The organism is Streptomyces sp. HmicA12 (assembly GCF_000373565.1).
Lineage (GTDB): Bacteria > Actinomycetota > Actinomycetes > Streptomycetales > Streptomycetaceae > Streptomyces.
The window spans coordinates 49,258-72,009 of the sequence record NZ_KB891800.1; the positions used below are offsets into that span (position 1 = coordinate 49,258).

Annotated in this window: 22 protein-coding genes and 1 tRNA gene; 11 read left to right on the forward strand and 12 right to left on the reverse strand. The window is 70.8% G+C overall.

Annotated elements, in window-relative coordinates:
* Positions 1-22 precede the first annotated feature (22 nt).
* The 5 genes from murJ to B072_RS0108480 are packed head-to-tail and all read right to left on the reverse strand — an operon-like array spanning position 23 to position 6,810.
* On the reverse strand, positions 23-1,699 hold the full coding sequence (gene murJ / locus B072_RS0108460; protein WP_018529511.1) for a murein biosynthesis integral membrane protein MurJ: 1,677 nt from the start codon (positions 1,697-1,699) through the stop codon (positions 23-25).
* The gene (locus B072_RS0108465) at positions 1,696-3,045 is read right to left on the reverse strand and encodes an O-antigen ligase family protein (protein ID WP_018529512.1); all 1,350 of its coding nucleotides are present in this window, start codon (positions 3,043-3,045) and stop codon (positions 1,696-1,698) included. The genes murJ and B072_RS0108465 overlap by 4 nt, the downstream gene beginning before the upstream one ends.
* A gap of 4 nt (positions 3,046-3,049) precedes the next feature.
* Complete coding sequence (locus tag B072_RS0108470) at positions 3,050-4,552, reverse strand: exopolysaccharide biosynthesis polyprenyl glycosylphosphotransferase (RefSeq protein WP_018529513.1); 1,503 nt, start codon at positions 4,550-4,552, stop codon at positions 3,050-3,052.
* Positions 4,549-5,700: a glycosyltransferase family 4 protein gene (locus tag B072_RS0108475; protein ID WP_043243607.1), complete on the reverse strand. Its 1,152-nt coding sequence runs from the start codon at positions 5,698-5,700 to the stop codon at positions 4,549-4,551. Before B072_RS0108475 ends, B072_RS0108470 begins: the two co-directional genes overlap by 4 nt.
* Before the next feature lie 45 nt (positions 5,701-5,745).
* The gene (locus B072_RS0108480; RefSeq protein WP_018529515.1) at positions 5,746-6,810 is read right to left on the reverse strand and encodes a DUF3344 domain-containing protein; all 1,065 of its coding nucleotides are present in this window, start codon (positions 6,808-6,810) and stop codon (positions 5,746-5,748) included.
* Between the two features lie 362 nt (positions 6,811-7,172).
* Here B072_RS0108480 and B072_RS0108485 point away from each other — a divergent pair, with 362 nt between their 5' ends.
* From B072_RS0108485 to B072_RS0108505, 5 genes are all read left to right on the forward strand, one after another.
* A complete protein-coding gene (locus B072_RS0108485; protein WP_018529516.1) occupies positions 7,173-7,412 on the forward strand; it encodes a chaplin in 240 nt (79 codons plus the stop codon).
* 226 nt (positions 7,413-7,638) lie between these two features.
* Positions 7,639-8,361 carry a hypothetical protein gene (locus B072_RS42815; RefSeq protein WP_078506349.1) on the forward strand — a complete coding sequence of 241 codons (723 nt, stop codon included), beginning with the start codon at positions 7,639-7,641 and terminating at the stop codon, positions 8,359-8,361.
* A gap of 270 nt (positions 8,362-8,631) precedes the next feature.
* Entirely contained in the window at positions 8,632-8,916 is a 285-nt protein-coding gene (locus tag B072_RS0108495) for a hypothetical protein (RefSeq protein WP_018529518.1), read from the forward strand.
* A gap of 115 nt (positions 8,917-9,031) precedes the next feature.
* Positions 9,032-9,283 (forward strand): chaplin, encoded by a 252-nt coding sequence (locus tag B072_RS0108500; protein ID WP_018529519.1) that lies wholly within the window; start codon positions 9,032-9,034, stop codon positions 9,281-9,283.
* Positions 9,284-9,496: 213 nt separating this feature from the next.
* Positions 9,497-10,000, forward strand: a complete 504-nt coding sequence (locus B072_RS0108505) for a DUF5949 family protein (protein WP_026245587.1) — start codon at positions 9,497-9,499, stop codon at positions 9,998-10,000.
* Between the two features lie 103 nt (positions 10,001-10,103).
* Here the strand turns inward: B072_RS0108505 and B072_RS0108510 are convergent, their stop codons facing one another.
* Positions 10,104-10,328 (reverse strand): hypothetical protein, encoded by a 225-nt coding sequence (locus tag B072_RS0108510; RefSeq protein WP_018529521.1) that lies wholly within the window; start codon positions 10,326-10,328, stop codon positions 10,104-10,106.
* Positions 10,329-10,487: 159 nt separating this feature from the next.
* On the opposite strand from B072_RS0108510, the gene B072_RS0108515 reads away from it, so the two are divergent.
* The 4 genes from B072_RS0108515 (at position 10,488) to B072_RS0108530 (ending at position 13,192) form a co-directional block, all read left to right on the forward strand.
* The gene (locus tag B072_RS0108515; RefSeq protein ID WP_026245588.1) at positions 10,488-11,093 is read left to right on the forward strand and encodes a vitamin K epoxide reductase family protein; all 606 of its coding nucleotides are present in this window, start codon (positions 10,488-10,490) and stop codon (positions 11,091-11,093) included.
* 182 nt (positions 11,094-11,275) lie between these two features.
* On the forward strand, positions 11,276-11,779 hold the full coding sequence (locus B072_RS45945) for a hypothetical protein (RefSeq protein ID WP_026245589.1): 504 nt from the start codon (positions 11,276-11,278) through the stop codon (positions 11,777-11,779).
* Between the two features lie 54 nt (positions 11,780-11,833).
* Complete coding sequence (locus B072_RS42820; protein ID WP_078506350.1) at positions 11,834-12,307, forward strand: tyrosinase family oxidase copper chaperone; 474 nt, start codon at positions 11,834-11,836, stop codon at positions 12,305-12,307.
* Between the two features lie 15 nt (positions 12,308-12,322).
* Positions 12,323-13,192, forward strand: a complete 870-nt coding sequence (locus B072_RS0108530) for a tyrosinase family protein (RefSeq protein ID WP_018529525.1) — start codon at positions 12,323-12,325, stop codon at positions 13,190-13,192.
* Between the two features lie 108 nt (positions 13,193-13,300).
* Here B072_RS0108530 and B072_RS0108535 read toward each other — a convergent pair whose 3' ends face one another.
* Together B072_RS0108535 and B072_RS0108540 are read right to left on the reverse strand one after the other, a co-directional pair.
* Complete coding sequence (locus B072_RS0108535; protein ID WP_026245590.1) at positions 13,301-13,567, reverse strand: chaplin; 267 nt, start codon at positions 13,565-13,567, stop codon at positions 13,301-13,303.
* Between the two features lie 161 nt (positions 13,568-13,728).
* Positions 13,729-14,136: a hypothetical protein gene (locus B072_RS0108540; RefSeq protein ID WP_018529527.1), complete on the reverse strand. Its 408-nt coding sequence runs from the start codon at positions 14,134-14,136 to the stop codon at positions 13,729-13,731.
* A 175-nt stretch (positions 14,137-14,311) separates the two neighbouring features.
* Here B072_RS0108540 and B072_RS0108545 point away from each other — a divergent pair, with 175 nt between their 5' ends.
* Positions 14,312-15,508: an FAD-dependent monooxygenase gene (locus tag B072_RS0108545; RefSeq protein ID WP_018529528.1), complete on the forward strand. Its 1,197-nt coding sequence runs from the start codon at positions 14,312-14,314 to the stop codon at positions 15,506-15,508.
* Between the two features lie 365 nt (positions 15,509-15,873).
* Positions 15,874-16,125, forward strand: a complete 252-nt coding sequence (locus B072_RS0108550; RefSeq protein ID WP_018529529.1) for a chaplin — start codon at positions 15,874-15,876, stop codon at positions 16,123-16,125.
* 155 nt (positions 16,126-16,280) lie between these two features.
* On the opposite strand, the gene B072_RS0108555 is transcribed toward B072_RS0108550, so the two are convergent.
* From B072_RS0108555 to B072_RS0108570, 4 genes are all read right to left on the reverse strand, one after another.
* Positions 16,281-16,353: transfer RNA gene (locus tag B072_RS0108555), tRNA-Lys, on the reverse strand.
* Between the two features lie 82 nt (positions 16,354-16,435).
* Positions 16,436-17,974 carry an amino acid permease gene (locus B072_RS42825; RefSeq protein WP_018529530.1) on the reverse strand — a complete coding sequence of 513 codons (1,539 nt, stop codon included), beginning with the start codon at positions 17,972-17,974 and terminating at the stop codon, positions 16,436-16,438.
* A gap of 70 nt (positions 17,975-18,044) precedes the next feature.
* On the reverse strand, positions 18,045-20,177 hold the full coding sequence (locus tag B072_RS0108565; RefSeq protein WP_026245591.1) for an FG-GAP-like repeat-containing protein: 2,133 nt from the start codon (positions 20,175-20,177) through the stop codon (positions 18,045-18,047).
* 164 nt (positions 20,178-20,341) lie between these two features.
* Entirely contained in the window at positions 20,342-22,603 is a 2,262-nt protein-coding gene (locus B072_RS0108570) for a DEAD/DEAH box helicase (RefSeq protein ID WP_018529531.1), read from the reverse strand.
* Between the last annotated feature and the right edge of the window lie 149 nt (positions 22,604-22,752).

Genomic DNA, 22,752 nt, shown 5'->3' on the forward strand with positions numbered 1-22,752 from the left:
GCGTGGTTCCTGGAGCGCTGTGTCAACGGGCATTCCGAAGCTTTCTGGTCGCGAAGCGGACGGCGGGCAGCAGCGCCTGGACACGCAGGGCCCACAGGAGGAGGCCGAAGACGACCCCGATGGCCAGGCAGCCGACGGCGAGGGAGCCCAGTGGCTGCGCGACGCGGGTCGCGCACACCAGCCCGGCGACGGCGGCGGCCACGGCCGCGAGCAGCGTCTTGGCGAGTTCGAGCAGCACCGCGGGGATCCGCACGGGGACACTGCGCTTGTCCATCGCGGTCAGCAGCAGTACGGCGGTGAACGTGATGCCCAGGGCGTTGGCCGCGGCGATGCCCCCGACCCCCCAGGCGACGACCGCCCAGGTCCCCGCGCCCGCCGTGAGCGTCATTCCGGCGGCCATCGAGGCCACCGGGTACCAGGTGGGGCGCCCGGCGGAGAAGTAGGAGCGCACGAGCGCGCCGACCAGGCAGTGCCCGAGCAGGCCCAGCGAGTAGACCCGCATGATGGACGCGGTGGCGGCGGTGTCCTCGGCGGTGAACGCGCCCCGCTGGAAGAGGAGTTGGATGATCTGCGGGGCGCAGGCGAACACCACGGCAGCGCCGCTCAGGACGATGCAGGCGGCGAGCGCGATGTCCCGCTCGACCCGGTCCCTGGCCCGCTCGGTGTCGCCCCGCGCCAGCGCCTTGGCGATCACGGGGAAGGTGACCGTGCACAGCATCAGGGAGAGCACCATCGGCAACTGCGCCACCTTCTGCGCGTAGTTGAGGTGGGAGATGGCCCCGGACGGCAGGGAGGAGGCGAGGAAACGCTCGATGAAGACCTGCGCCTGCCGGCACAGCGCGAAGAGCAGCACGGTCGCGATCAGCGCCATGTTCATCGACTGCTTCTTCGACGCCTTCGCGTCCTTGCGGCCCGCGAGGTCCCCGTGGTCGGTGCGCCGCAGCCGCCGTCGCAGCGACGGCGCCTGGACGAGCACCATCAGGCAGCCGCCCACCGCCACACCCGCGGCCGCGGCGCGCACCCCCCAGCGGTCGGCGAGGACCAGCAGGGTGGCGATGATGCCCGTGTTGTACGCGACGTAGATGGCGGCCGGGGCGAGATAGCTGCTGTGCGCGCGCAGAGCCGCGCTGCAGTACCCGGTGAGCCCGAACGTCAGGACGCAGGAGGCGGTCAACCTCGTACAGTCGACGGCGAGTTGAGGATCGGGGAGGCCCGGCGCCAGCAGGGCGACCAGGTTCGGCGCGCTGACCATCAGGAGCGCGGAGAAGGCCAGGAACGCCAGGGTGAGCCGGGGCAGGGAACTGGCCACCAGGGCCCGCACCGGATCCTGCTCGTGCGGCCCCGGCCCCGACGCGCCGCGGGCGGCGATCGCGGCGCTGAAGGCGGGGACGAGCATGAACGCCAGCCCGTCCTCGATGAGCAGGGTCGACGCCACCTCGGGCACGGTCCACGCCACCAGGAAGGCGTCGGTCTCACTGCCGGCCCCGAAGAGGTGGGCCAGGGCCTGGTCCCGCCCCAGGCCCAGCAGCGATCCGGCGGCGGAGAGCACGGCGGTCAGCAGCGCGGCACGGGCCAGGAACGTACCCGACGTGCCGGATGCGTCCGCGTTCTTGTCGGGGCTCTCGGGAGACTGCTGCTGCGCCGGTACGGCGGGAGCGCGCAGGGACTCGTCCCCGTCCGCGGGCAGGATGGGTTTCATCGCTCGCCCACCGGCCCGGACACCGCTCCCGGCGACAGGGCCCACCAGGCGGCCAGGCCGAACACGACGCCGGTGAGCACGGTCGACGGGCCGCCGATGTCCGCGTACACGAAGTCGATCAACTGCCAGGTGAGCAGCCCGCAGGCGACGAGGGCGCAGTCGAGGCCGCGGGCACGGCGGTGGGCCGTGACGAGGCGCCGCGCGCCCAGCACCAGCATCGCGGCCCAGGCCCCCGCGACGGCGCACAGGCTCAACAGGCCCTGTTCGCTGAGGACCAGGAGATACATGTTGTGCGGCGACAGCAACGGCTGGCGCCGGAAGGCCGCTCCCGCTCCGGCGACGTCGCTTCCGGCGGACAGCGCGATCGAGGCGTGGCCGTCGCGGTAGGCGGGGAAGTTCTTGAGGCCCACGCCGGTGGCCGGGTGTTCCTCCCACATGTCGATCGCCGCCGCCCACATCGTGTACCGGTCCGTGACCGACTGGTCCGGTGCCGCGGTGACCTGCGTGATGCTGCTCAGACGCTCCTCCAGCATCGACGTCCCCACGCCGAACCCGCCGACGAGGACGACCGCGGCGGCGACTCCCGCGGCCAGCAGCCGGGCGGCCCGGCGCACTCCGGCGACGACGACCTGCAGCACGCAGACCACGGCCGTCGCGATCCAGGCACCGCGGCTGAAGGAGAGGGCCAGCGGCACCGCGAGCCCCACCGCACAGGCCAGCGCGGTGATCCGCACGCGCCGCGTCCCGCCGCCGAGGTACAGCGCCACGGCGCAGACCAGGCCGTACGCGACCACCGTGGACATGCCCATCACGTCCGTGGCGCCGAAGGTGCCGACGGCCCGGATGTCCTCTCCCGCGTACGAGGCGCCGGTGCCGGTCAGATACTGGTAGACGCCGATCGACCCCTGCCACAGCCCCAGCGCCACCAGCGCCCAGCCGACCCGCCGGAAGTCGTTCCGGTCGCGTACGAGCAGCAGCACGGCGGCGGGGACGAGCACGAGGATCTGGTAGTAACGCACCATCCCCTCAAGGGCGTTCGACAGCGAGTCCGCGCCGAGGGCGGCCACCGCGACGGCGACCACGGGCAGCCCGAGCACCACGAACGCGGTACGGGTCAGGGGGCGCTGCCGCGTCCGTACGGCCCGCACCGCGCAGAAGAGCACGACGAGTCCGGAGACGGCGTCGGCCGGTGTCCCGCCGCTGCCCTCGCCGGCGGCGCCCAGCGGCAGGGCGAGCATGCCCACCAGGAGCAGGACGGGGATCACGGGCCCCGCTCGGCGCAGGGCCCGCAGGCCCGCCGCCACGGGGTCGGGGCGCAGGTCGGTGGGGGCAGGCAGGACCGTCACGTCGTCAGCTTCCCGTCGGCCGGAAGAACTCGGACGCCGTGCGCATCAGGATGCTGATGTCCTGCCACAGCGACCAGTTGTCGATGTACGCGTTGTCGAACCGGCAGCGGTCCTCGATGGACGTGTCGCCGCGCAGACCGTTGATCTGGGCGAGCCCGGTGATGCCCGTCGGCATCCGGTGCCGCGCGCTGTAGCCGGGGTACGACTCGCCGAACTTCACGACGAAGTAGGGGCGTTCGGGCCGGGGGCCGACCAGACTCATGTCGCCGCGGAAGACGTTCCACAGCTGGAGCAGCTCGTCGAGCGAGGTGCGCCGCAGGAAGCGGCAGAACCACGGCATGTGGTGCTCGTTGGCGACGCTCCAGCGCGTGGCGGACTCGATCGGGTCGGCGGGCCGGTGCGTGCGGAACTTCAGCAGGGTGAACGGCCGGCCGTCCTTCCCGATGCGCTCCTGCCGGAAGACCACCCCGCGCCCCTCGCTGATGCGCAGCCACAGGGCGCACGTCAGGAGCACCGGGCCGGCCAGCACCAGCAGCAGGGCGGAGACCGCCAGGTCCAGGGCGCGCTTGCCGGGGTGCAGCGCGAAGGGGGGCGCCACGACGGGCCGGCAGCGGAACCCCGCCAGGTGGCGGACCGCCTTGCGGTCCTGAGGAACGTACGGCGACGGTTCCGGCTCCAACTCCCAGATGTCGCAGTGCAGTTCGGACAGGCTGCGCAGCCAGGCCTGGTTCCGCGGAGCGCTGGAACTGCCCAGCACGATCGCCCGCCGGACGCCGTTCTGGATCACCGCGCGCCGCATGTCGCCGAGCGTCGTCAGGACGGGAAGCGCGGGCCTGGCGTCGTCGGCGTCGACGTCGGCGCCAGCGGCGCCGTCGACGGGCTGGTGCTCATGGGCACCGTCACTGACGATGCCGACCAGGCGGATCCCACTCGCCGGATGCCGCTGCAGTGCGGAGGCGACCCGCAGGGCGGTCGCCTCCGGCCCCACCAGCAGGGCCGTGCACGGTCGCCGTACGAGAGCCGTCCGGCGCCGCCGGTGGACGAGCGCCCGCCCCAGGAGGGCGAGGACGACCTGGGCGGCGGCGCCCGAGAGAACCGCCCGCGGCGAGATCTGCTGGAGCGGCGGCGCACTCGCCGAGACGGCCGCGAGCACGCACCAGGCGGCCGCGGTACGAGCCGCGACGGCGGGGCAGTCGTCGAGCATGTACCGCTCGTGGACGAGGCGGTAGAGCCCGGCGTTCCGGTACAGGGCGAGGACGAGGACGACGAACCCGGCCACCAGCAGCGGATGCCGCTGGAGCGGGGCGAGGACGACCGTGCCGAGCAGCGCGGCCATGCAGTCCGTCGCGAGCAGCAGGGCCCGGGAGGAGTGGTCCTGGGCGGAGCCGCCGACCAGGGTGTTCCTGGTGGTGTGCGCGGTCCGCTGCGCGATGACGGTGGCGGACGCTCCTGGCTCGTCCCGGGCGAGTTGCCGGCCGGGGGAGGAGGCGATTCGTTCCTGGGTCACGTCGTGATCGGCTCTCTGCACTCGATGGTCTCCAGGCCCAGCAGCTCCCCGTACACGTCGGCGACCGCCGCGGCGGTGCGCCGCACGTCGTGGTGCGCGCGCACATGACGGTGGGCGGCACGGCCCAGCGTGCGAAGGCCCTCGGCGTCGCTCAGCAGGCGGACGAGATCGCGGGTGATGGCCGCCGGGTCGTCCGGCCGGGTCAGGCACTGGCTCGCCAGCCGGGGCGGCAGGCTCTCGCGGGCCCCGTCCACGTCCGTGACCAGAACCGGACTTCCGCAGGCCATGGCCTCCAGGGGGGCGAGCGCTATCCCCTCCCACCGGGAGGGCAGCACCACCAGATCCGCGGCCCGGTACCAGGGGACCGGATCGTCGACCGCCCCCTCGAAGGAGACCGAGGAGGGCGCGACGGCCCGCAGCCGCGCCGCGTCCGGCCCGTCGCCCACCAGGACCAGACGGGCCCGCGGCACCTCACGGACGACATCCCGCCACGCCTCCACGAGGACGTCCTGGCCCTTCTGCCGGCACAGCCGTCCCACGCACACGACGAGCGGCCCCGGCGCGGAGGGGCGGGGGATCGTCCCGTCGGACGGACCGGCCGGGCGGAAGCGCTCCAGGTCCACCCCGTTCGGGACGAGCCGCCATTGCGCCTCGATCCCGTTGCTCGTGCCGGTGCGCTGCTCGGCGCGGCTCACGCACAGCAGCCGGGAGGCCCAGCGCGCTCCCCGCCGCTCCCACGCCCGGGCCAGCCGCGCCTCGGTCCCCGCGACGGCCGCGAACGACCAGGCGTGCGGCTGGAAGACGGTGGGGACACGGCCCCGCACCACCAGGCGCGTGATCAGTCCCGCCTTGGCGCTGTGGGCGTGAATGACATCGGGGCGCACCCGGGACACCACCTCGGCGAGCCGGCGCCCCTCCCGGAGCAGGCCCTTCGCCGGAGACCTCGACGCCTCCCACCGCAGGACCTCGCAGCCTTCGGCGGCCAGGCTCTCCGGCAGTCCGCCGGAGGCGGGACAGGCCACGGAGACCCGCATCCCCGCTGCTCGTTGCATGCGCACGAGGTCGGCCACCACGCGCGCCACTCCGCCGTCGACCGGTTGCGTCACGTGCAGTACGTGCGGCGGCAAGGGTGCGGACGTCACATGCATCGCCTCCTACTCGGCTGAACTGCTCGGCTGAACTGAAGGAAGCGGCTAGGACCGGGCGTCGACAGCGCCGAAGAGCACCCCGAACCAAGCCGCGTCGCGGCCGGAGTCCAGCCGGAAGTCCAGCGACTCGCCGCCCCGGGCCACCGCCCGGTCGAGGGCGAACACGTCGGAGTCGTACCCGAGGGTGTTCGCGTGGGCCGGAATCCGTTCCGGCTGCCGCTGTCCCGGCTGGCTGATCGTCGAGTTGAGCACGTCGTCCGCCGGGTTGGCCCGGTCGGACAGCGCCACCGGGGTGCCCCGGCCCGTCGAGACCGTCAGCGAGTCGCCGGTGCGGCCGCGGTCCCCGTTGTAGGCGACGAGTCCCGCATAGCCGTGCGCGCCCCGGGGGAACGCCGCCTTCAGCCGGACGTCCCTGCCGGGGTGCCGCGGGGTGAAGGTGTCGAACCCGTCGTGCAGGAAGAGGTGCCGAAGCGGTTCGGAGGGCTTCTCGTAGGCGGCCACGAGCGTCCAGCCTCCCCAGGCCCCCGAGGCGGTGCGGCCCATGGCGACGTTCAGTTGGGCCACGGTGTACTTGCCGGATCCGCTGGAGCGCACGAGGTCGGTGACGTCCGCCGAGGCCTGGTAGGCGTCCGCGCCGTCGGCGACCCGGTGTCCGATCACCGTGTCGGCGAGCACCTGCTTGTACTGACCGCCGGGCTCCGCGATCAGCACGCGCCCGTTGTCCCGCGGCGGCTTCTGCTCCCCGACCCGCAGATTCCCGCCCCAGTACAGACGCGCGTAGGTCACACGCGATCCGGCCGGGAGGCGGACCTCCGAGGCGGACGAGTTGTAGGTGTTGGGATCGCGGTCGATGTCCGTGTAGAACATGTCGAAATCACCGTTGCTCGCCGTCGCGCCCGACCGCGCTTCGGCGCAGCCCACCTGCTTGACCGAGTCGGCGCCCCGGCACGTGATCGCCGCGTTCGCCGCGCGGACGAACCCGCCGTGCAGGACCGCGTCGTAGCGCGCCGTGAACGGGACGCGGGGCTTCTCGGCGATCGGCGTGGGCGCCTCCGCCAGCGCCTGGCAGGGCAGTGCCAGGGCGGCCGACGTCAGCAGACCCGCAGTCATGCGGCGCAGGAGACAGCCTTGGGAATTACGCACGACCGGCTTCCCTTTCAGGAATGAGCGGACGCTCTTCAGCGCCAGGCGAGAAAAATGAGAAAGTCATACTTACCTATGAACTTTCTGAGGCACGTGTCGCCCCGAGCGTGGGCGGTCAAAATTAGCCGCCAGAGGGCGAGTTTCACTTAATACACGAGGTGTGTCGGTGTTGTGAAATTCAGAGTTCCGGCATGTCGACACTGCGCGGCGCATTCACCGACCGAACTGGCATTCACCCGTTCGGAGCCGCAACTCCTGGCCCGGCATCACCGTTGCACCACGCGCCGGGCGCATGCCCGGTCGAACAGAACCCCCCAAGGAGCATTCTCATGTCGCGTACCGCGAAGGCATTCGTCTTCTCCGCCGTGGCCGCCGCCGCCATGGCCGGCACCGCCGGTGTCGCCACCGCCGACAGTGGCGCGCAGGGTGCCGCCACCGACTCCCCCGGTGTCATCTCGGGCAACGCCGTCCAGGTGCCCGTGCACGTGCCGGTCAACGTCTGCGGGAACACCGTCAACGTCATCGGCCTGCTGAACCCCGCCTTCGGCAACAGCTGCGCCAACAGCTGAACAGCACGCCTGACTCTTCCGCAGCCGCCCCCTGTCCCGGGGGGCGGCTGTTTGCTTGCTCCGTATGGGGGTGGGGGGTCGACCGGGACCCGTATACCCCTTCACCTGGGACAACGGCATGGCCGGACACCTCGGGGGAACGCGGAGAGTCTCCCTTCGGTTGCAAGGCGTAGTGGGTCGTTCGACGGTGATCTCAAGCACCGACACACCCTCGAAAGGGAAAAACATGCCCGCTTTGCCCGTACGGCGCCTTGCGACCTCCGCTCTCTGCGCGTCCCTCCTGATCGGTGCGGCAGCACCGGTGTTCGCCGCGGACTCCGCCGATGAGCGCGTCAGCCGCACGGTCGGGTCATCGGCTCCCGTACCCGACGCCGAGGCCCTGCTGGGTCAGGTCAAGAGCCTGCACGACACCGGTGGAGTCCTGACCCCGGTCACCGATCTGCTCGACGCCGTCCTCGCGACGAAGGACGGCAAGCTCCCCGCCGAGGAGGCCCAGAAGCACGCCGACGCGGTCAAGGCGGCCATCGACGCGGCGAAGGAGAAGGCCCCCGCGGCCCCGGTGCCCGACGCCGCCGTTCCCGACGTCGCGGTTCCCGAAGCAGCGGCTCCTGACGACGCGAAAGCACCGGTCGACCTCAAGGCCGAGGCGCTGACCGCGCTGCAGTCCGCGGTCGACGCCCTGGTGAAGGCCGCGACCGCGGGCGACGTCACGGCCGTGGCCACCCAGGCACCCGTCGTCGTGACCGGCCTGGTCAACGTCGTCGCGGCCACGCTGCTGAGCGGCACGCTGCCCGCCCCGAACCTGCCGGGGCTTCCGGCGCTGCCGCAGCTCCCGACGTCCAACCTGCCGGCCGCTCCCGCGCTCCCGCAGGCCCCTGCCCTGCCGCAGACGTCGACGCTGCCGCAGGCCCCGGCCCTGCCGCAGGCCCCGGCTCTCCCCCAGGTCTAGCCGGACCGCGCCTGCGGCGAAGCAGGCGCCGAAGCCCGTCGAGGCCCCACCCGAGTGGGGCCTCGACGGGCTTTCAGGTGCGCCCACTTAATTTCATATTTACGCCACCCCGCCGTTCTTTCGAGTGGGGATCACCAAACCCGGGCGCACCGGAGTTTCTGCGGGCGGAGACGGTCGTTGTGCAGTGCGAAGCGAAACATCGAGCATTCAAAATGCCTCGAAGTGAATATTCCACGCCGATGGCAAAAGTCATCGAAGAAAGGATAAACAATGAAGTCTTTGAAGGCCGCTGCCGTTGTCGCCGGTTCCCTGGTCATCGCCGGTGCCGCTGCGCCCGCTTTTGCCTCGGACCTCACTCCGACCAGCCTGAACGGCGCCCTGGACACCATCACCAGCCAGCCGACGCTTGATGTTCAGCCGCTGGACAGCAACGTGCTCGACCCGAAGGGCGACGGCGTCGTCGACACCGTCACCGGTGCCGCCGAGGGCCTGAACCCGGGTGGCGCCGCTCAGGCCCCCACCGACCTGCTCGGTGGCCTCCCGCTCGCCAAGTAGTCCCCCTCGCTCATTGATCCATATGGGCGAAGGGTTTATCCGGGTGTGTCTTTACGGCTGAGCGCGTAGGCATCCCTCATACGATCCAAGGACCCCCGAAGAAAGGTTCGTGAAAATGAACACTGCCAAGAAGGCTGCCCTTGTCATTGCCGCTGCCGGCCTCGCGGCGGGCGCCGCGTCGGGCGCCGCTTTCGCCGATGGCGGCGACGGTGCCAGCGCCGAGGGTGCCGCGGTGGGCTCCCCGGGTGTCGCCTCCGGCAACCTCGGTCAGCTCCCCGTGCACGTTCCGGTGAACGTCTCGGGCAACACGGTCAACGGCATCGCCGGCCTCAACCCGGCCTTCGGCAACACCGCTGTCAACGACTGACACGGCGCAGCGTTCGACACGCGCCAAGCCACGCATTCGAAGGCTGGTTCGGAATCTCAGGGTTCCGGAACCAGCCTTCGGCATTTCCACCGTCAAGTCCGCCGCGAGAAACTCAGACTACTGTTTGCACATTCCTCGATCGAGTGCGCCGCGTTCGGCCGATCGAGTGAACGGTGCGAAAGGGGGCGGACGCGGTCTGGTTAGGCTTCGTGGGTGACTTCAACGTCGAGCATTGACACCACGTTCCGGGCAGCGGATCTAGGAACTCTCGCCGTCATCGCATGGAGTGGCGAACACGTCGACGAGGAAGGCGACATGCCTTTCCTCCTGGCCTACTCCATGGGAGATTCCCCGGCCGGCCCTGACGGCTCAGAGGCTGCCGTGCGGGGGCTCCTGCGCAACAACGGCCTGACGATCGGCACCACCGTTCACGACGGAGCGCGGCACCCGAGCTTTCCCGTCTCCCTGCTCGTGGAAGCGGGGCAGGCCGTGGTCTCGATGCCCTTGCTGAACGCCCAGTGCCCGGTGCCGCCGGAGTGGCTCGAGGCCGCGGAGGAGCGCGGGAACGCGTACTTCATCTTCACCACCCGCCCCTGGCCCACGGCGACCCCCGGCCGACCCGTGAGCGAAGGCGAGCTGGAGGAGTTCGCGGGCGCCGAGGAGACCCTGACCGCCGCCGCGCACTGCCTTCTGCCCATCCGGCGCATCCGCTCGTAGCGTCACCCTCGCCGGGTCCACATGCGTCCGTGGCGCAGAGGAAGGGGCCGACAGGTCGGCCCGCCTCTGCACCACGGCGGATGTTCTCTGTGGGTGTCGGTCGTCAGCCGACCACGGCACCCACGCCGAGGCCCAGCCCGAGACCCAGGCCCAGGCCGTCGTGGTGGTGCCAGTGGTGCCAGCACTCCCAGTCGTCCCCACAGGGGTGGGAGCTCGCGGCCGCGGCAGGCGCCTGCGGGGTGGCGGCCTGAGCCGCGCCGGCGAGAGGCAGGAAAGCGGCGACGGCGAGCAGGGCCGTCACGGAGGTCCGTCGGGCGATGCGCTTCACGGAAAATCCTATCTTTCTGCTTTTTGGGACATAAGCGACGCTAGCGCCACCGCCCGGACTTGTCGCGCTGAAGGTCACGGAGCGAACACGCTCTGTAATCACGCCAGTTCGCAGCCCTAGGAGAGTCCTGTGAGTACCGACTACCGCCACAGAACTGCCGTGCGTGTCGAAGCTGAGGACGCGGCTTCGCCGGTCGGGCCGAGCACGGGCCTCGCGATCCTTCTCGTCCTCACCGGGGCGGCCGGCCTGCTCGCCTCCTGGGTCATCACCCTCGACAAGTTCAAGCTGCTGGAGGATCCGGGCTTCACGCCCGGCTGCAGCCTGAACCCGGTGGTCTCCTGCGGAAACATCATGAAGAGCGAGCAGGCCGCCGCGTTCGGATTCCCCAATCCGATGCTCGGGCTCGTCGCCTACGGGGTGCTGGTCTGCGTGGGAGCGAGCCTTCTGGCGCACCTGCGGCCGCCCCGCTGGTACTGGTTGGGCCTGAACGCCGGCTGCCTCTTCGGCGTCGGCTTCGTGACCTGGCTGCAGTTCCAGTCCCTCTACCGCATCAACTCGCTCTGCCTGTGGTGCTGTTTGGCCTGGGTCGCCACGATCGCCGCGTTCTGGGCCGTGACCGCCTTCAACGTGCGCACCGGCATGATCCCGGCCGCCCCCGCGGCACGTACCTTCTCCGCCGAGTTCGGCTGGGTGCTGCCCGTGCTGCACATCGGGGCCGTCGGCATGCTGATCCTGACCCGCTGGTGGGAGTTCTGGACGAGCTGAGCAACACCTGGCGGAACCAGGCCCGTTGGCCGGAGGGCGGGGGGATTGTCCTGAAAATCGGCTGTGCGGGTGGCCCACTCGCCAGGAATTAGTCCCGCCGAGGGAATTCTGCACTGAAGTCACAGGGCGGGTCGTTACCCCTGAGGCGTCAACGTCCCGAGCGAAGGGTCCACACCCCCACCATGAGCATCAAAGCAAGAGGAACGATCGCGGTCCTGGCCGGGTGCGTCGCCGCGGCGGCGGGCGTCACTCCCGCGGCCGCATCGGGGCAAGTCCCCATCGACGTACCGCTCGGTGGCGTGGAGAGCGCTCTGCACGTGGACGCTCCGCACCTCAGCACCGCGGCGCCCATCCCGATCCCCGGGACCCCGGAGGGCCCTCGGTACACGAGGGGCCACGTCCTTCCGCAGGGGATGGTGCCGCGGCTCCCCGTCGGCAGCGAACTGCCCGCCACCGAGGCCGATGTGCCGGTCCCTCAGCTGCTGGCGTCAAAGGACGTCGACCGGCTGGGGCTCGAGGCCGAGGCGTCCGACGTGCGCGCGGTCACCCCGGGCGCCGAGGTGAACCCTCCGCTGAGCGGCCCGCAGCCCAACAGGCTCGGACTGCCGAAGGTGTCGGCTCCCCGAGCGGGCCTCGCCAGCCCCGACCTGCAGGCTCGCCCGGGTGCGGAGCTGGCGCTCGGCTGACGCGTCGGATGGGTCGGTGCACCGCAGCCCGCCGCCCGGCCCACTCCTCGCACGATGTCCCACGCAGTGTGCGGGCTGCCCGACTCGCAGGAGGAGATGGTCGTGAATCCCCACGTGCCCTTGACCGGCGCGGCGCCTTCCGCCCCGGGGCGGCTGCCGAGTACGGGACCGCTGCTGACCAGACGCAGCGCGGGCCTGATCCTGCTGGGTGTCGTCTCCGCCGCGGCCGCCGTCCTTCAGCTCCGCCCGCTCAAGCGACCCGCGCCCGCGCCGGGTCCCGAGGCCTCGACGTTCGACGAGACGTACCTGGGCCGGCGGATCACCGGCACCCGGACGCCCGGCACGGAGGCGGGAAGCGCGGGTGCGTGGCAGGTCGCCGTCGACGGACGTCCGCTGCACCTGATGCGCCGGGCCGACGGCTCCTACCTCAGCATGGTCGACCACTACACGTCGTATCCGTCTCCGCTCGCCGCGGCCAGAGGAGCGGTGGCGGAGCTCGGCACCCAGTCACTGCAACCCCACGACTGAGAGATGTGAGGCCCAGTGGCTTACACGCGTCAGAACCAGAGCACGCTGAGCAAGGCGCAGAAGCGACGCTTCGTGGACGCGGTGCTCGCGCTCAAGCGCTCAGGCCGGTACGACGAGTTCGTACGGATGCACATCGATTTCTACGTGGGCGACGGTGACGGCGGCTTACGAGTGGCCCATATGACCCCGTCCTTCTTCCCTTGGCACCGCAAGTTCCTGCTGGAGTTCGAGAAGGCCCTGCGGAAGGTGGACTCGGGCGTCACCGTTCCGTACTGGGACTGGACCGTGGACCGGACGCCGGCCGTCTCCCTGTGGGCCGACGACTTCCTGGGCGGCAACGGCAGCCGCGCCCGGCGCGAGGTGACCACGGGGCCCTTCGCGCACCGTCACGGCCACTGGAACATCACGGAGGCCGTGACGGACGGGGACTTCCTCATGCGGGACTTCGGCCGGCCGCAGGACCCGGTCGAGCTGCCGACCGAGGAAGAGCTCGCCGGGGCCATGAGCGAGCCGCGGTACGACGCGGAGCCGTGGAACTCGCTGTCCCCGGGCGGCTTCCGCAACAAGCTGGAGGGCTGGCCCGCGCGGCGCGGTGACCGCACGTGGTTCAACCACAATCGGGTGCACCGCTGGGTGAGCGGGCACATGCTGGGCGCCGGTTCGGTGAACGACCCCATCTTCTGGCTGCACCACGCCTTCGTGGATCTGTGCTGGTCACGGTGGCGGAAGCGGCATCCGGACACGGACCCGTACCTTCCCGTCGAGCAGCCCCGGCTCGGTGACGCCCAGCACGGCCGCGTACTGATCGCGAGCGACACCATGCCGCCGTGGAACACACCGCTGCGCGACATGCTCGATCACCGGAAGCTGTATCGGTACGAATGATCGCCCGCACACGGACGACGGCCCCCAGCACGGTGTGCTGGGGGCCATCGTCAGAACTCACCGCCGAGAACCACCGGTCCGGTCAGCGGTGGCGTGCTTCCCGGAGAATCAGCCGCCGTAGCCGGCGTCGCCGCCGTCGCTGTTCACGCAGGTGTTGCCGAAGGCCGGGTTCAGCAGGCCGATGACGTCCACGGTGTTGCCGCAGGCGTTGACCGGGACGTGAATGGGGGCCTGGATCAGGTTGCCCGACAGGACGCCCGGCGAGTGGGTGGCTTCGCCCTGGGCGCCGGCGTCGGCCATGGCCAGACCAGCGCCACTGAGCACCACAGCACCCGTGCCGAAAGCGACAGCGGCTGCCTTCGCGATGCGAGACATCACGTTCTCCTTTTGCTTGGCAGTGCGGCCGCGTGGTCGCAGCCGTCGGCCTGTTCAACGGCTCGGGCGACCGGCAGTCACGGCCCATAAGCGGATACCCCACGAAAAGGGTAGGAATAGCGGTAATAAGGAGTCTCAGTATCGAATCGAGTCGTTCTCGTTCAACTCGATTCGCCGAAGTCGGTCACCACCGTCTTCCCGTGGTACGCGCCGCCGCGGCACACCTGCGAGCCGCCCCCTGCCTCTGCCCCGTCCTCCCAGCGCAGGACACCGCCGCCGGCCTGGCACTCGGCGGGCGCCAGGTAGTCCAGATCGAAATGCGGTCGCCGTACGTAGGCGAACCCCGGGTCCGTCCCGCCGGCCGCGGGACCCGCTCCCGCCGCCGCTTTGACGCACCGATAGGCGTCGCCGCCTCCGTAGACGCGGAACGCGGGGGCGCCTCCCGCCGACCGGCACTGCGCCACGGTCAGCAGCGCCGGCGGGTCCTGGGCGCCGGCCGTCGCGTGGGGTGCGGGGAGCCAGGCGAGCGTCACCGCGCCGAGCAGGACCGCGTATCGCGTGCAGAACATTCTGGGACTCGCCTTCCGTCACCGGCCGCGCCCGGTGGACGGGCACGTCCAAGACTGGGCGCGTCCGCGATCCCGCGCAGGCGGGGAGGGCCGAACGGGAGAACCGGACGGTCACATGGTCGTTTCCCCCAGTGGTGCCGACCGGTACCTCCGCCCGCGGCAAGGGAGAGCACACATGAAGGTGGTCTGCGCAGGTGGAGGGCCCGCGTCCCTGTATCTGGCCATCCTGCTGAAGGCGCGGCACCGCGGCTGGGACGTCAGCGTGCACGAGAGGAACCCCGCGGGGGCGACCTACGGATGGGGCGTCACCTACTGGCCCGAGATGCTCGAGACGCTCGCGGCACACGACGACGTGTCCGCACGCGCCATCGAGAAGCACTCGGTGCGATGGAACGGCGGCGTGGCGCACATCCGCGACCGGACCACGACCCACCACGGCGACGAGGGCTTCGCGATCGGCCGCCACCGGCTGCTGGAGATCCTGGCCGAGCGGGCGACGTCGCTGGGCGTCGACGTCCACTACGGCCACGTACTCACGCCTGAAAGTCCCGCCCTGGAAGGCGACTTGATCGTGGCGGGCGACGGCTCCCGGAGCAGGCTGCGCGACCAGCACGCGGAACACTTCGGCACCCAGGTCTCGTTGGGAAACAATCGGTTCGTCTGGCTCGGGACGACCCGGGTGTTCCGCTCCTTCACCTTCGCCTTCGTGGAGACCGACCACGGGTGGCTCTGGTGCTACGCGTACGGCTTCGACGGAACCCACAGCACCTGCATCGTCGAGTGCTCACCCCGCACCTGGGCGGGGCTGGGTCTCGACGCCATGGAGCGGGCCGACGCCCTGAAGCTGCTGGAGGACCTGCTCGCGGAACCGCTGCGGGGGCACCCGCTCATCGACCGCACCGATGCCGACGGGCCGTCGCCGTGGCAGCGGTTCCGGACCGTCACCAATCGCGTCTGGTCGCACGGCAACCTGGTCCTGCTCGGCGACGCCGCCCACACCACGCACTACTCGATCGGCGCCGGCACCACCCTGGCGATGCAGGACGCCATGGCGCTGGCCCGGGCGCTGAGCGAACCCGGCACGCTCCCGTCCGCGCTGGGGCGCTACGAGCGGGTCCGCAGACGTGAGTTGCTCCCGCTCCAGAGCGCGGCACGCCACAGTGCGAACTGGTACGAGAACCTGACGCGGTACATCCACCTGGAACCGCACGAGATGTTCGCCCTGCTGGGGCAGCGCCACTCCCCGCTGCTCCCCCACATTCCGCCGCAGCTGTACTACCGGGTGGACCGGGCGGTCGACCGGACGCAGGCGCTACGGTCCCTGAAGGGCTGGCTCGGTCCCCGCGTCGCGCGGCTTCTGCAGAAGAAGTGACCGCCGCCCCGGGCGGGGCGCCCTCGCTTCCTTCGGCCGGTGAACTTCGTTGAGCACGGCATGGAGATGAAGAGAAGCGATCCGACGGGCCCGTCGGATTCCGCATCAGAGACTCCGATCTACGAGGCTGTGGTTCGCCTTTGGCGCGCGCACGGACGGGAGATCCCTGAACCGCCTCGGTCAACTCGTCGCCCGAGCAAATGGGTTCGCGTGGATCAGGCAGTGGAACGACGGTATTGACTCACTGGTCCCGTGCCGCGATACACCCCTGGGGACACGCCCGCCGTCAGCGCAATTCCGCGCCTCAAGTTCCGGATGACGATCTGATAGGCGCGTCATATTCGCTCACCTATCAGGGAGATTCAATGCGTCTTCGCGCATTCGCAGCCGCCACGGTGCTGGCCGCGACTTCTGTTCTGGGTTCCGCGGCCGTCGCCTCGGCGCTGGACGGGCCCGACGGGGCCAGCGCCTCCGGCGTCGCCGCGCACAGCCCCGGGGTGCTCTCCGGGAACGTCGTCCAGATCCCGGTCGACGTTCCGATCAACGCCTGCGGCAACTCGGCCAACCTGATCGGCCTGCTCAACCCGGCGTTCGGCAACTCCTGCGCGAACGGCTAGTTCGTCGACGGGGTCGCTGCCGGTGCCACGCGCCGGCAGCGACCCCGCGCGCGCTCACGCGTGCCCCGAAAACGACGCGGCGCCCGAGCCCGCCGAAGCCGACCCGGACGCTGCGTAGCAGGTCAGAGGGGGAGATCTCCCTCGCCTGCTTCCCGTAGACCCTGTGGGACTCGAACCCACAACCAATGGATTAAAAGTCCACTGCTCTGCCAATTGAGCTAAGGGTCCACACGCCGACCGCGCCGACGCACCCCCGAGCATAGCCCGACGGGCCCGGAACACCGATCGGGTATCGGTGTTCCGGGGCCGGTCAGGAGCGGGCGAGGAACCAGCGGCGGGCCGACACCAGCCACCAAACCCCCGCGAAACCGAGCACCACGAGCACCGCGATCGGCGCGTAATTGAAGGTCTCCCAGGTCACCGGCGACACCTGCGGCAGCATGAACAGCACGGTGATGACGGCCACCCACGTCACCGCGATCACGCCGATCACACCCGACCACCGGCCCAGATGCCACGGCCCGCGCTCGAAGGACGCGCCCTTGCGCAGTCGCAGCAGGGTCGGGATGACGTAGGCGATGTAGAGCCCGATGACGGCGATGGACGTCACGGCCGTGTACGCGGTGACGTTGATCAGGTACGGCAGGCCGAGCACCAGGGCCCCCGCCGCCGCCAGCCACACCGCCGCGACCGGCGTCCGGGTGCGCGGGCTCACCGTGTGCCAGACCCGGGAGAAGGGGAGGGCACCGTCGCGCGAGAAGGCGTAGATCATGCGGGAGTTGGCGGTCACGGACGCCATGCCGCAGAACAGCTGCGCGCCGATGACCACGAGCAGGAGCAGCTTGCCCGTGGTCGCGCCCAGCGCGTCCAGGAGGATCTGCGCGGGCGGCGCCCCGGTCGGGGAGTCGAGCGCGCCCTGGTACGACTGGATGGCGAAGGTGAAGCCGAGCAGCAGCACGAAGCCCGCGATCCACGAGGTCCAGATCGACCGCACGATGCCCTTCGGCCCGGCGGTGGACGCGTCGTGCGTCTCCTCCGTCATGTGGGCGGAGGCGTCGTAGCCGGTGAAGGTGTACTGCGCCATCAGCAGCCCGATGAGGACGACGTACGCGCCGCTGCCCCAGCCCGTGTTGTTCACGAACTCGCCGAAGACGAAGGAGGCGGACTGGTGGTGGTCGGGCGCGAAGGCCAGGGCGCCCACGATGACCGCGACACCCAGCACGTGCCACCAGACGCTGACGGAGTTGAGGAAGGCGACGATGCGCACGCCGAAGGTGTTGAGGAGGCCGTGCAGCACCAGGATCCCCGCGAACAGCAGGATGGTGCGGCCGGGCGTCACCTCGAAGTCGAACTGCAGGTTCAGGTACGCGCCGAGGAAGGACGCCGCGCCGAAGTCGATCCCCGCCGTCACGGCGACCTGCCCGAGCACGTTGAACCACCCCGTGAACCAGGCCCACGCAGCCGCGGACCGCTCCGGCGCGAGCCGGTGCGCCCAGAAGTACAGCCCGGCCGAGGTCGGATACGCGGAACAGATCTCGGCCATCGCGAGCCCCACGAAGAGGGTCATGAGGCCCACCACGACCCAGCCCCAGGTGATCAGCACCGGGCCGCCCGTGTTCATGCCGAACAGGTACATCGTCAGGCAGCCGGAGAGCACCGAGATGATCGTGAAGGAGACGGCGTAGTTGGAGAACGCCGACATCCGGCGGGCCAGGACCTGCGTGTAGCCGAGCTGCGCGAGACGTTCCTCGTCGGAGCCGGGGGCCGTGCCGGTGCCGGTGCCGGTGCCGGGCGTCGCGGGGCCGGGCGGCGGATCCTGGTCGGCTGTCTTGTTCAGGTCGCTTGTCATGCCCCCAGCGATTCCCTCGCCGGGGGCATGACATGCGGTCGATCAAGGCCCAAAGGGCCCGACCGTCCCGCTAGAAGACGCCCTTGTACACGTTCCAGCCCGTCGCGATCTTCGTCCGCGACGTGAACGACCCGTTCCCCTTGCCGTCGTTGCGGTAGAGGTTCCCCGACGTGTCCCGCACGACGAGGTCGTTCTTCCCGTCGCCGGTGATGTCACCGACGCCGACGACCGTGTTGTACGTCGACCCCCAGTCGGTGAACACGGTGACCCGGTCCTTCAGCGTCCCGTCGCCCGCCCCGTCGTAACGGAACAGCGTCCCGTCCTTGCGCCGCGCGAGCACATCACCGATCCCGTCGCCGTTCAGGTCACCGACGCCGACGATGTGGTTGTACGTCGTCCAGGCGGAGCGGATCTTCTTGCCGGCGAGCAGCTTGCCGTGGCCGTCGTTCGCGAAGACGTAGATGTCGCCGGTGGACGCCTTGCGGGCGAGCAGGTCCGTGCGGCCGTCGCCGGTCAGGTCGCCGGGGGCCGTCAGCACGTTGTACGCGTTCCATCCGGTGCCCAGCGAGGTGTGGCTGCTGCCCGGGACGTAGGCGCCGCTGCCGCACTTGCCCGCGTACCGGCGCAGTTCGCCGGACGGCGTGCGCACCAGCAGTTCGGCGCACCGGTCGCTGCCCATGTCGCCGAACGGCACGGCCAGCGTCCCGGCGGGCCAGCCGGAGCCGGACTGCTTCCAGTCGAGCGTGCCCTTGCCCTCGGTGTAGTGCAGCGTCAGGCCGCCGGAGGAGTTGAGGGTGACCATCTCTCCGAAGCGGAAGCCGCCCAGGTCGTGGTGGCCCTGCAGCCCGCCGGTGAGGTCGACGGTGCCCGTGGTGACGGAGGTGCCGGTGCCATCGGCGGCGGTCGCGGTCAAGGCCCACGTGTAGCTGCCGTTGTAGGCGTACGTGCCCGCGTCGGTCCTGCCGTCCCACTCCACCTGCGCCGAGGCGCCGTCCCCGCCACGCAGGGTGCGCACGGTCTTGCCGAGGCTGTCCTTGACGGCGAACGTCCAGGTGGCGGGCTTGTTGAACTGCCAGGTGCTGTCCCAGGTGGTGGAGGCACCGTTGCGGCCCTTGGCGTCCAGGGTCTCGTCGTCGAGGTCCGACTCGATCTTCGTGAGACCCTGCGCCGGCACGCCGCTCTGCACGATGTGGACGGCCTTGTCCTCGCCCACGTACGCGATGTCGCCACCGAACCGGTCCACGGCCCAGGTCAGCCGGCGCTGGTCCGCGGTGCCGCCCGCCGGCAGGTCGGCGACCGCGCGCGGGGCCTGTGCCGCGCCGGTGTGGAAGTCGGTGAGTTCCAGCTTCCCCGCGGTCCGGTCGTGCTGGACGAGATAGCCGTCACCGACGAGCGCGGGCCCGGACGGCACGGTGATGTTCTTCTTCGCGGTGAGGTCGTAGACACCCGCGGCGCCGGTGGGCCCGCAGTTCCAGTACAGCCAGCGCCCGGTCACCTGAAGCTCCTTGACCGTGCACGGCGCCCCGGTGGACACCGTCGTGACGGTCTTCTTCGTCTTCAGGTCGTACGAGGTGACGACGCCCGCCCCGGACCCCGGCGTCCACAGCCGCGTACCCCACACGGAAGCGGCGGTCGCGGTGCGCGTCAGGCGTACGTCCTCCGTGCGGTACCTCTGCACCGAGTCGACGTACTGCTTGCCGGTGGAGTCCGCGGAGTAGGCGAAGAAGCGGCCGCTCGCGTCGGTGAACCGGCCGCCGGTGACGGCGGGTTCGTCGGTGGAGTGGTACGAGTTCGGGCTCAGCCAGATCTGCGCCCGCTGGGTGCCGTCGCTCTCGACGGTGAAGTAGCCGACGCTGCCGTCGCCGGTCGCCCGCAGCGGCACGCAGCCGCCCGGAGCGTCGCACGCGACGCGCTCGGCGTGGTCCCCGACCGCGTACGTACCGGCGAACCCACGCCGGGACACGGCACCGACCGTGGCACCGTCCGCCGAGACCGTGCGGTTGGTGACGAACTGCTCCCCGTTGGGGGCCTTCTCGACAGTGCTGAGGGAACCGCCGGCGATGTCGATGCCCCAGACGCCGTCCGTCGCGACGACGGTCTCGGCGTCGGCGGCACCCGCCGGCTCCGCGAAGGTGAGAGACACGGTGCCGAGCGCCATGAGCGCGGCCAGCGACACCGACAGAAGACGACCCCGACGAGGCAATGCCCCTCCTTGAACCATGCGTGAGCCATGGAGGGTGTGGGGCCCCTCGACACAGAAGTGATTGCCCGTTACATGGGCTCCCGGAGCCTAGCAGCGTGGGCACGACAAAGCGGGCCCACCCCGGCAAGGGATGGGCCCGCTTCAGCGATCAGTGGCGATCAGTGTCAGCCGTTGCGCTTCCAGCGCGGCTTGTCGTCGCGGCGTCCGAAGGACGAGGACGAGGACGAACCGGAACCGGCGCCGCGGTGGTCGTCACGACGGCCGTAGGGACGGTGGCCGCCGGCCGAGGGGCGGTCGTCGCGACGGTCGCGGTTGAACGGGCGGTCGCTGCCCCGGTGGCCACCGGCGGGACGGTCGTCGCGGCGAAAGCCACCGCCACGGTTGTCGTCACGACGCTCGAAAGAACGGCCACCACGGTCGTCACGACGGTCGTTGTCGCGACGGAAGCCGCCACCACGGTTCTCGTCGCGGTTGAAGCCGCCACCGCGGTTCTCGTCGCGGCGGAAGCCACCGCCACGGTTGTCGTCACGACGCTCGAAAGAACGGCCACCACGGTCGTCACGACGGTCGTTGTCGCGGCGGAAGCCGCCACCACGGTTGTCGTCACGACGCTCGAAAGAACGGCCACCACGGTCGTCACGACGGTCGTTGTCGCGACGGAAGCCGCCACCACGGTTGTCGTCGCGGCGGAAGCCACCGCCACGGTTGTCGTCACGACGCTCGAAGGAACGGCCACCACGGTCGCCGTCACGACGGTCGTCGCGGCGGTCACGGCGCTCGTAGTTGCCCCGCTCGTCACGACGCTGACGCGGCTCGTACGAGGACGAACGCTCCGGGCGCTCCTCCTGACGCGGCACCTCGGCGGCGGCGACGGCGACGGCCTCGGCGGCAGCCTCGGTCGCGGCGGCGACGGCCGCGGCCACGCCCTCCTCGTCCTCGCCACGCTCACGGGCGGCGCGGGCGGTGAGGCGGTCGGCCTCCTCGCGCAGCTCGGCCGCGCGACGGTTCGCACGCTCCAGCTGCTTGGTCAGCTCGGTGACCTCACGCTCGGCCTGCTGCGCCGCGTTGCCCGCGGACTCGGCCTGGACCTCGGTCATGGAGCGGGCGCCGGTGATCTCGGCGACCTCCGGGTCGAAGGCGGCGCCGCCCTGGATGATGTGACGCCCGGCGTCGACGCCCGCGTCCTCCATGAGGCGGAAGATCTGGCGGCGCTGGTGCGGCAGCGACAGGGAGACGACCGTGCCCGTGCGGCCGGCACGCGCGGTGCGGCCCGCGCGGTGCAGGTAGTCCTTGTGGTCGCCGGCCGGGTCCACGTTCAGGACCAGGTCGATGCCGTCGACGTGGATGCCGCGGGCGGCGACGTCGGTGGCGACAAGGGCGTTGACGTAGCCCTTCTTGAAGTCCTCCAGGACGCGGGTGCGCGCACCCTGCGTCATGCCGCCGTGCAGCGCGTCGGCCTTCACGCCCGAGTCGCAGAGCTGCTCGGCGATGCGGTCGGCGCCCAGCTGGGTGCGGACGAAGATGATCGTGCGGCCCTTGCGGGAGGCGATCGCGGCGGTGACCGGCGCCTTGTCCTTGGGCTTCACGATGAGGATGTGGTGGGACATCGTCGTGACGTTGCCCTGCGCGCTGTCGACCTCGTGCGTGACGGGGTTCGTCAGGTAGCGCTTGACCAGCGTGGAGATCTCGTTCTCCATCGTGGCCGAGAACAGCATCCGCTGGCCGCCGGCCGGGACCTGGTCGAGCAGCTCGGTGACCTCGGGCAGGAAGCCCAGGTCGGACATCTGGTCGGCCTCGTCGAGAACGGCGACCTCGACGTTCTCCAGGGAGCAGGCGCCACGGTTGATGATGTCGCGCAGACGGCCCGGGGTGGCGACGAGGATGTCGACGCCGCGCTCCAGGGCGTAGATCTGGTTGCCCATGGACGTACCGCCGCAGACGACCTTCATCTTGAGGCCGACCTGGTCGCCGTAGGGCTGCAACGCGTCCGCGACCTGCATCGCGAGCTCACGGGTCGGGGTGAGGATGACGGCGCGCGGCTTGTGCTTCTCGGTGCGGCCGCCGGCGAGGCGGGCCAGCGTCGGGAGGCCGAAGGAGAGGGTCTTGCCGGAGCCGGTGCGGCCACGGCCGAGGATGTCCTTGCCGGCCAGGGCGTCCGGGATGGTCGCGGCCTGGATCGGGAACGGCGTGGTCACGCCGTTCTGCGCGAGCTTGCGCACGACGCCCTCGGGCAGCCCGAGGTCGGCGAAGGTGATGCCGGGCTCGTCGGCCTCGGCGGTGTCGTCGGTGTCGTCGGACTGGGCGGGCTCGGTGGCCGCGCCCACGGCGACGGTGTCGGTCGTCTCGTCGACGGCGATGGCCTGGACGGCGTCGCCGGCCTCGTCGTTCGCGGGCAGGACGGCCTGGTCAGAACTGGAAATGGACATGCGAAATGCGAAACCTTCCGGAGTCTCGGCACGCGCCCGTCAACTCCGTGTAATTGCACTTTCGCAAATCGACCGCCTCAATGCGGTCCAGCCACGGCAAGGGAGAGTACGCGCCACGCGGCGCTCCTGTACGGCGCCGGGCAAATGGG

Excerpts from the sequence above, each read along its gene's own strand:
- murJ (WP_018529511.1), bottom strand. The coding sequence starts at position 1,699 with ATGAAACCCATCCTGCCCGCGGACGGGGACGAGTCCCTGCGCGCTCCC.
- B072_RS0108475 (WP_043243607.1), bottom strand. The coding sequence starts at position 5,700 with ATGCATGTGACGTCCGCACCCTTGCCGCCGCACGTACTGCACGTGACG.
- B072_RS0108480 (WP_018529515.1), bottom strand. The coding sequence starts at position 6,810 with ATGACTGCGGGTCTGCTGACGTCGGCCGCCCTGGCACTGCCCTGCCAG.
- B072_RS0108485 (WP_018529516.1), top strand. The coding sequence starts at position 7,173 with ATGTCGCGTACCGCGAAGGCATTCGTCTTCTCCGCCGTGGCCGCCGCC.
- B072_RS42815 (WP_078506349.1), top strand. The coding sequence starts at position 7,639 with ATGCCCGCTTTGCCCGTACGGCGCCTTGCGACCTCCGCTCTCTGCGCG.
- B072_RS0108495 (WP_018529518.1), top strand. The coding sequence starts at position 8,632 with ATGAAGTCTTTGAAGGCCGCTGCCGTTGTCGCCGGTTCCCTGGTCATC.
- B072_RS0108500 (WP_018529519.1), top strand. The coding sequence starts at position 9,032 with ATGAACACTGCCAAGAAGGCTGCCCTTGTCATTGCCGCTGCCGGCCTC.
- B072_RS45945 (WP_026245589.1), top strand. The coding sequence starts at position 11,276 with ATGAGCATCAAAGCAAGAGGAACGATCGCGGTCCTGGCCGGGTGCGTC.
- B072_RS42820 (WP_078506350.1), top strand. The coding sequence starts at position 11,834 with ATGTCCCACGCAGTGTGCGGGCTGCCCGACTCGCAGGAGGAGATGGTC.
- B072_RS0108535 (WP_026245590.1), bottom strand. The coding sequence starts at position 13,567 with ATGTCTCGCATCGCGAAGGCAGCCGCTGTCGCTTTCGGCACGGGTGCT.
- B072_RS0108540 (WP_018529527.1), bottom strand. The coding sequence starts at position 14,136 with ATGTTCTGCACGCGATACGCGGTCCTGCTCGGCGCGGTGACGCTCGCC.
- B072_RS0108545 (WP_018529528.1), top strand. The coding sequence starts at position 14,312 with ATGAAGGTGGTCTGCGCAGGTGGAGGGCCCGCGTCCCTGTATCTGGCC.
- B072_RS0108550 (WP_018529529.1), top strand. The coding sequence starts at position 15,874 with ATGCGTCTTCGCGCATTCGCAGCCGCCACGGTGCTGGCCGCGACTTCT.
- B072_RS42825 (WP_018529530.1), bottom strand. The coding sequence starts at position 17,974 with ATGACAAGCGACCTGAACAAGACAGCCGACCAGGATCCGCCGCCCGGC.
- B072_RS0108570 (WP_018529531.1), bottom strand. The coding sequence starts at position 22,603 with ATGTCCATTTCCAGTTCTGACCAGGCCGTCCTGCCCGCGAACGACGAG.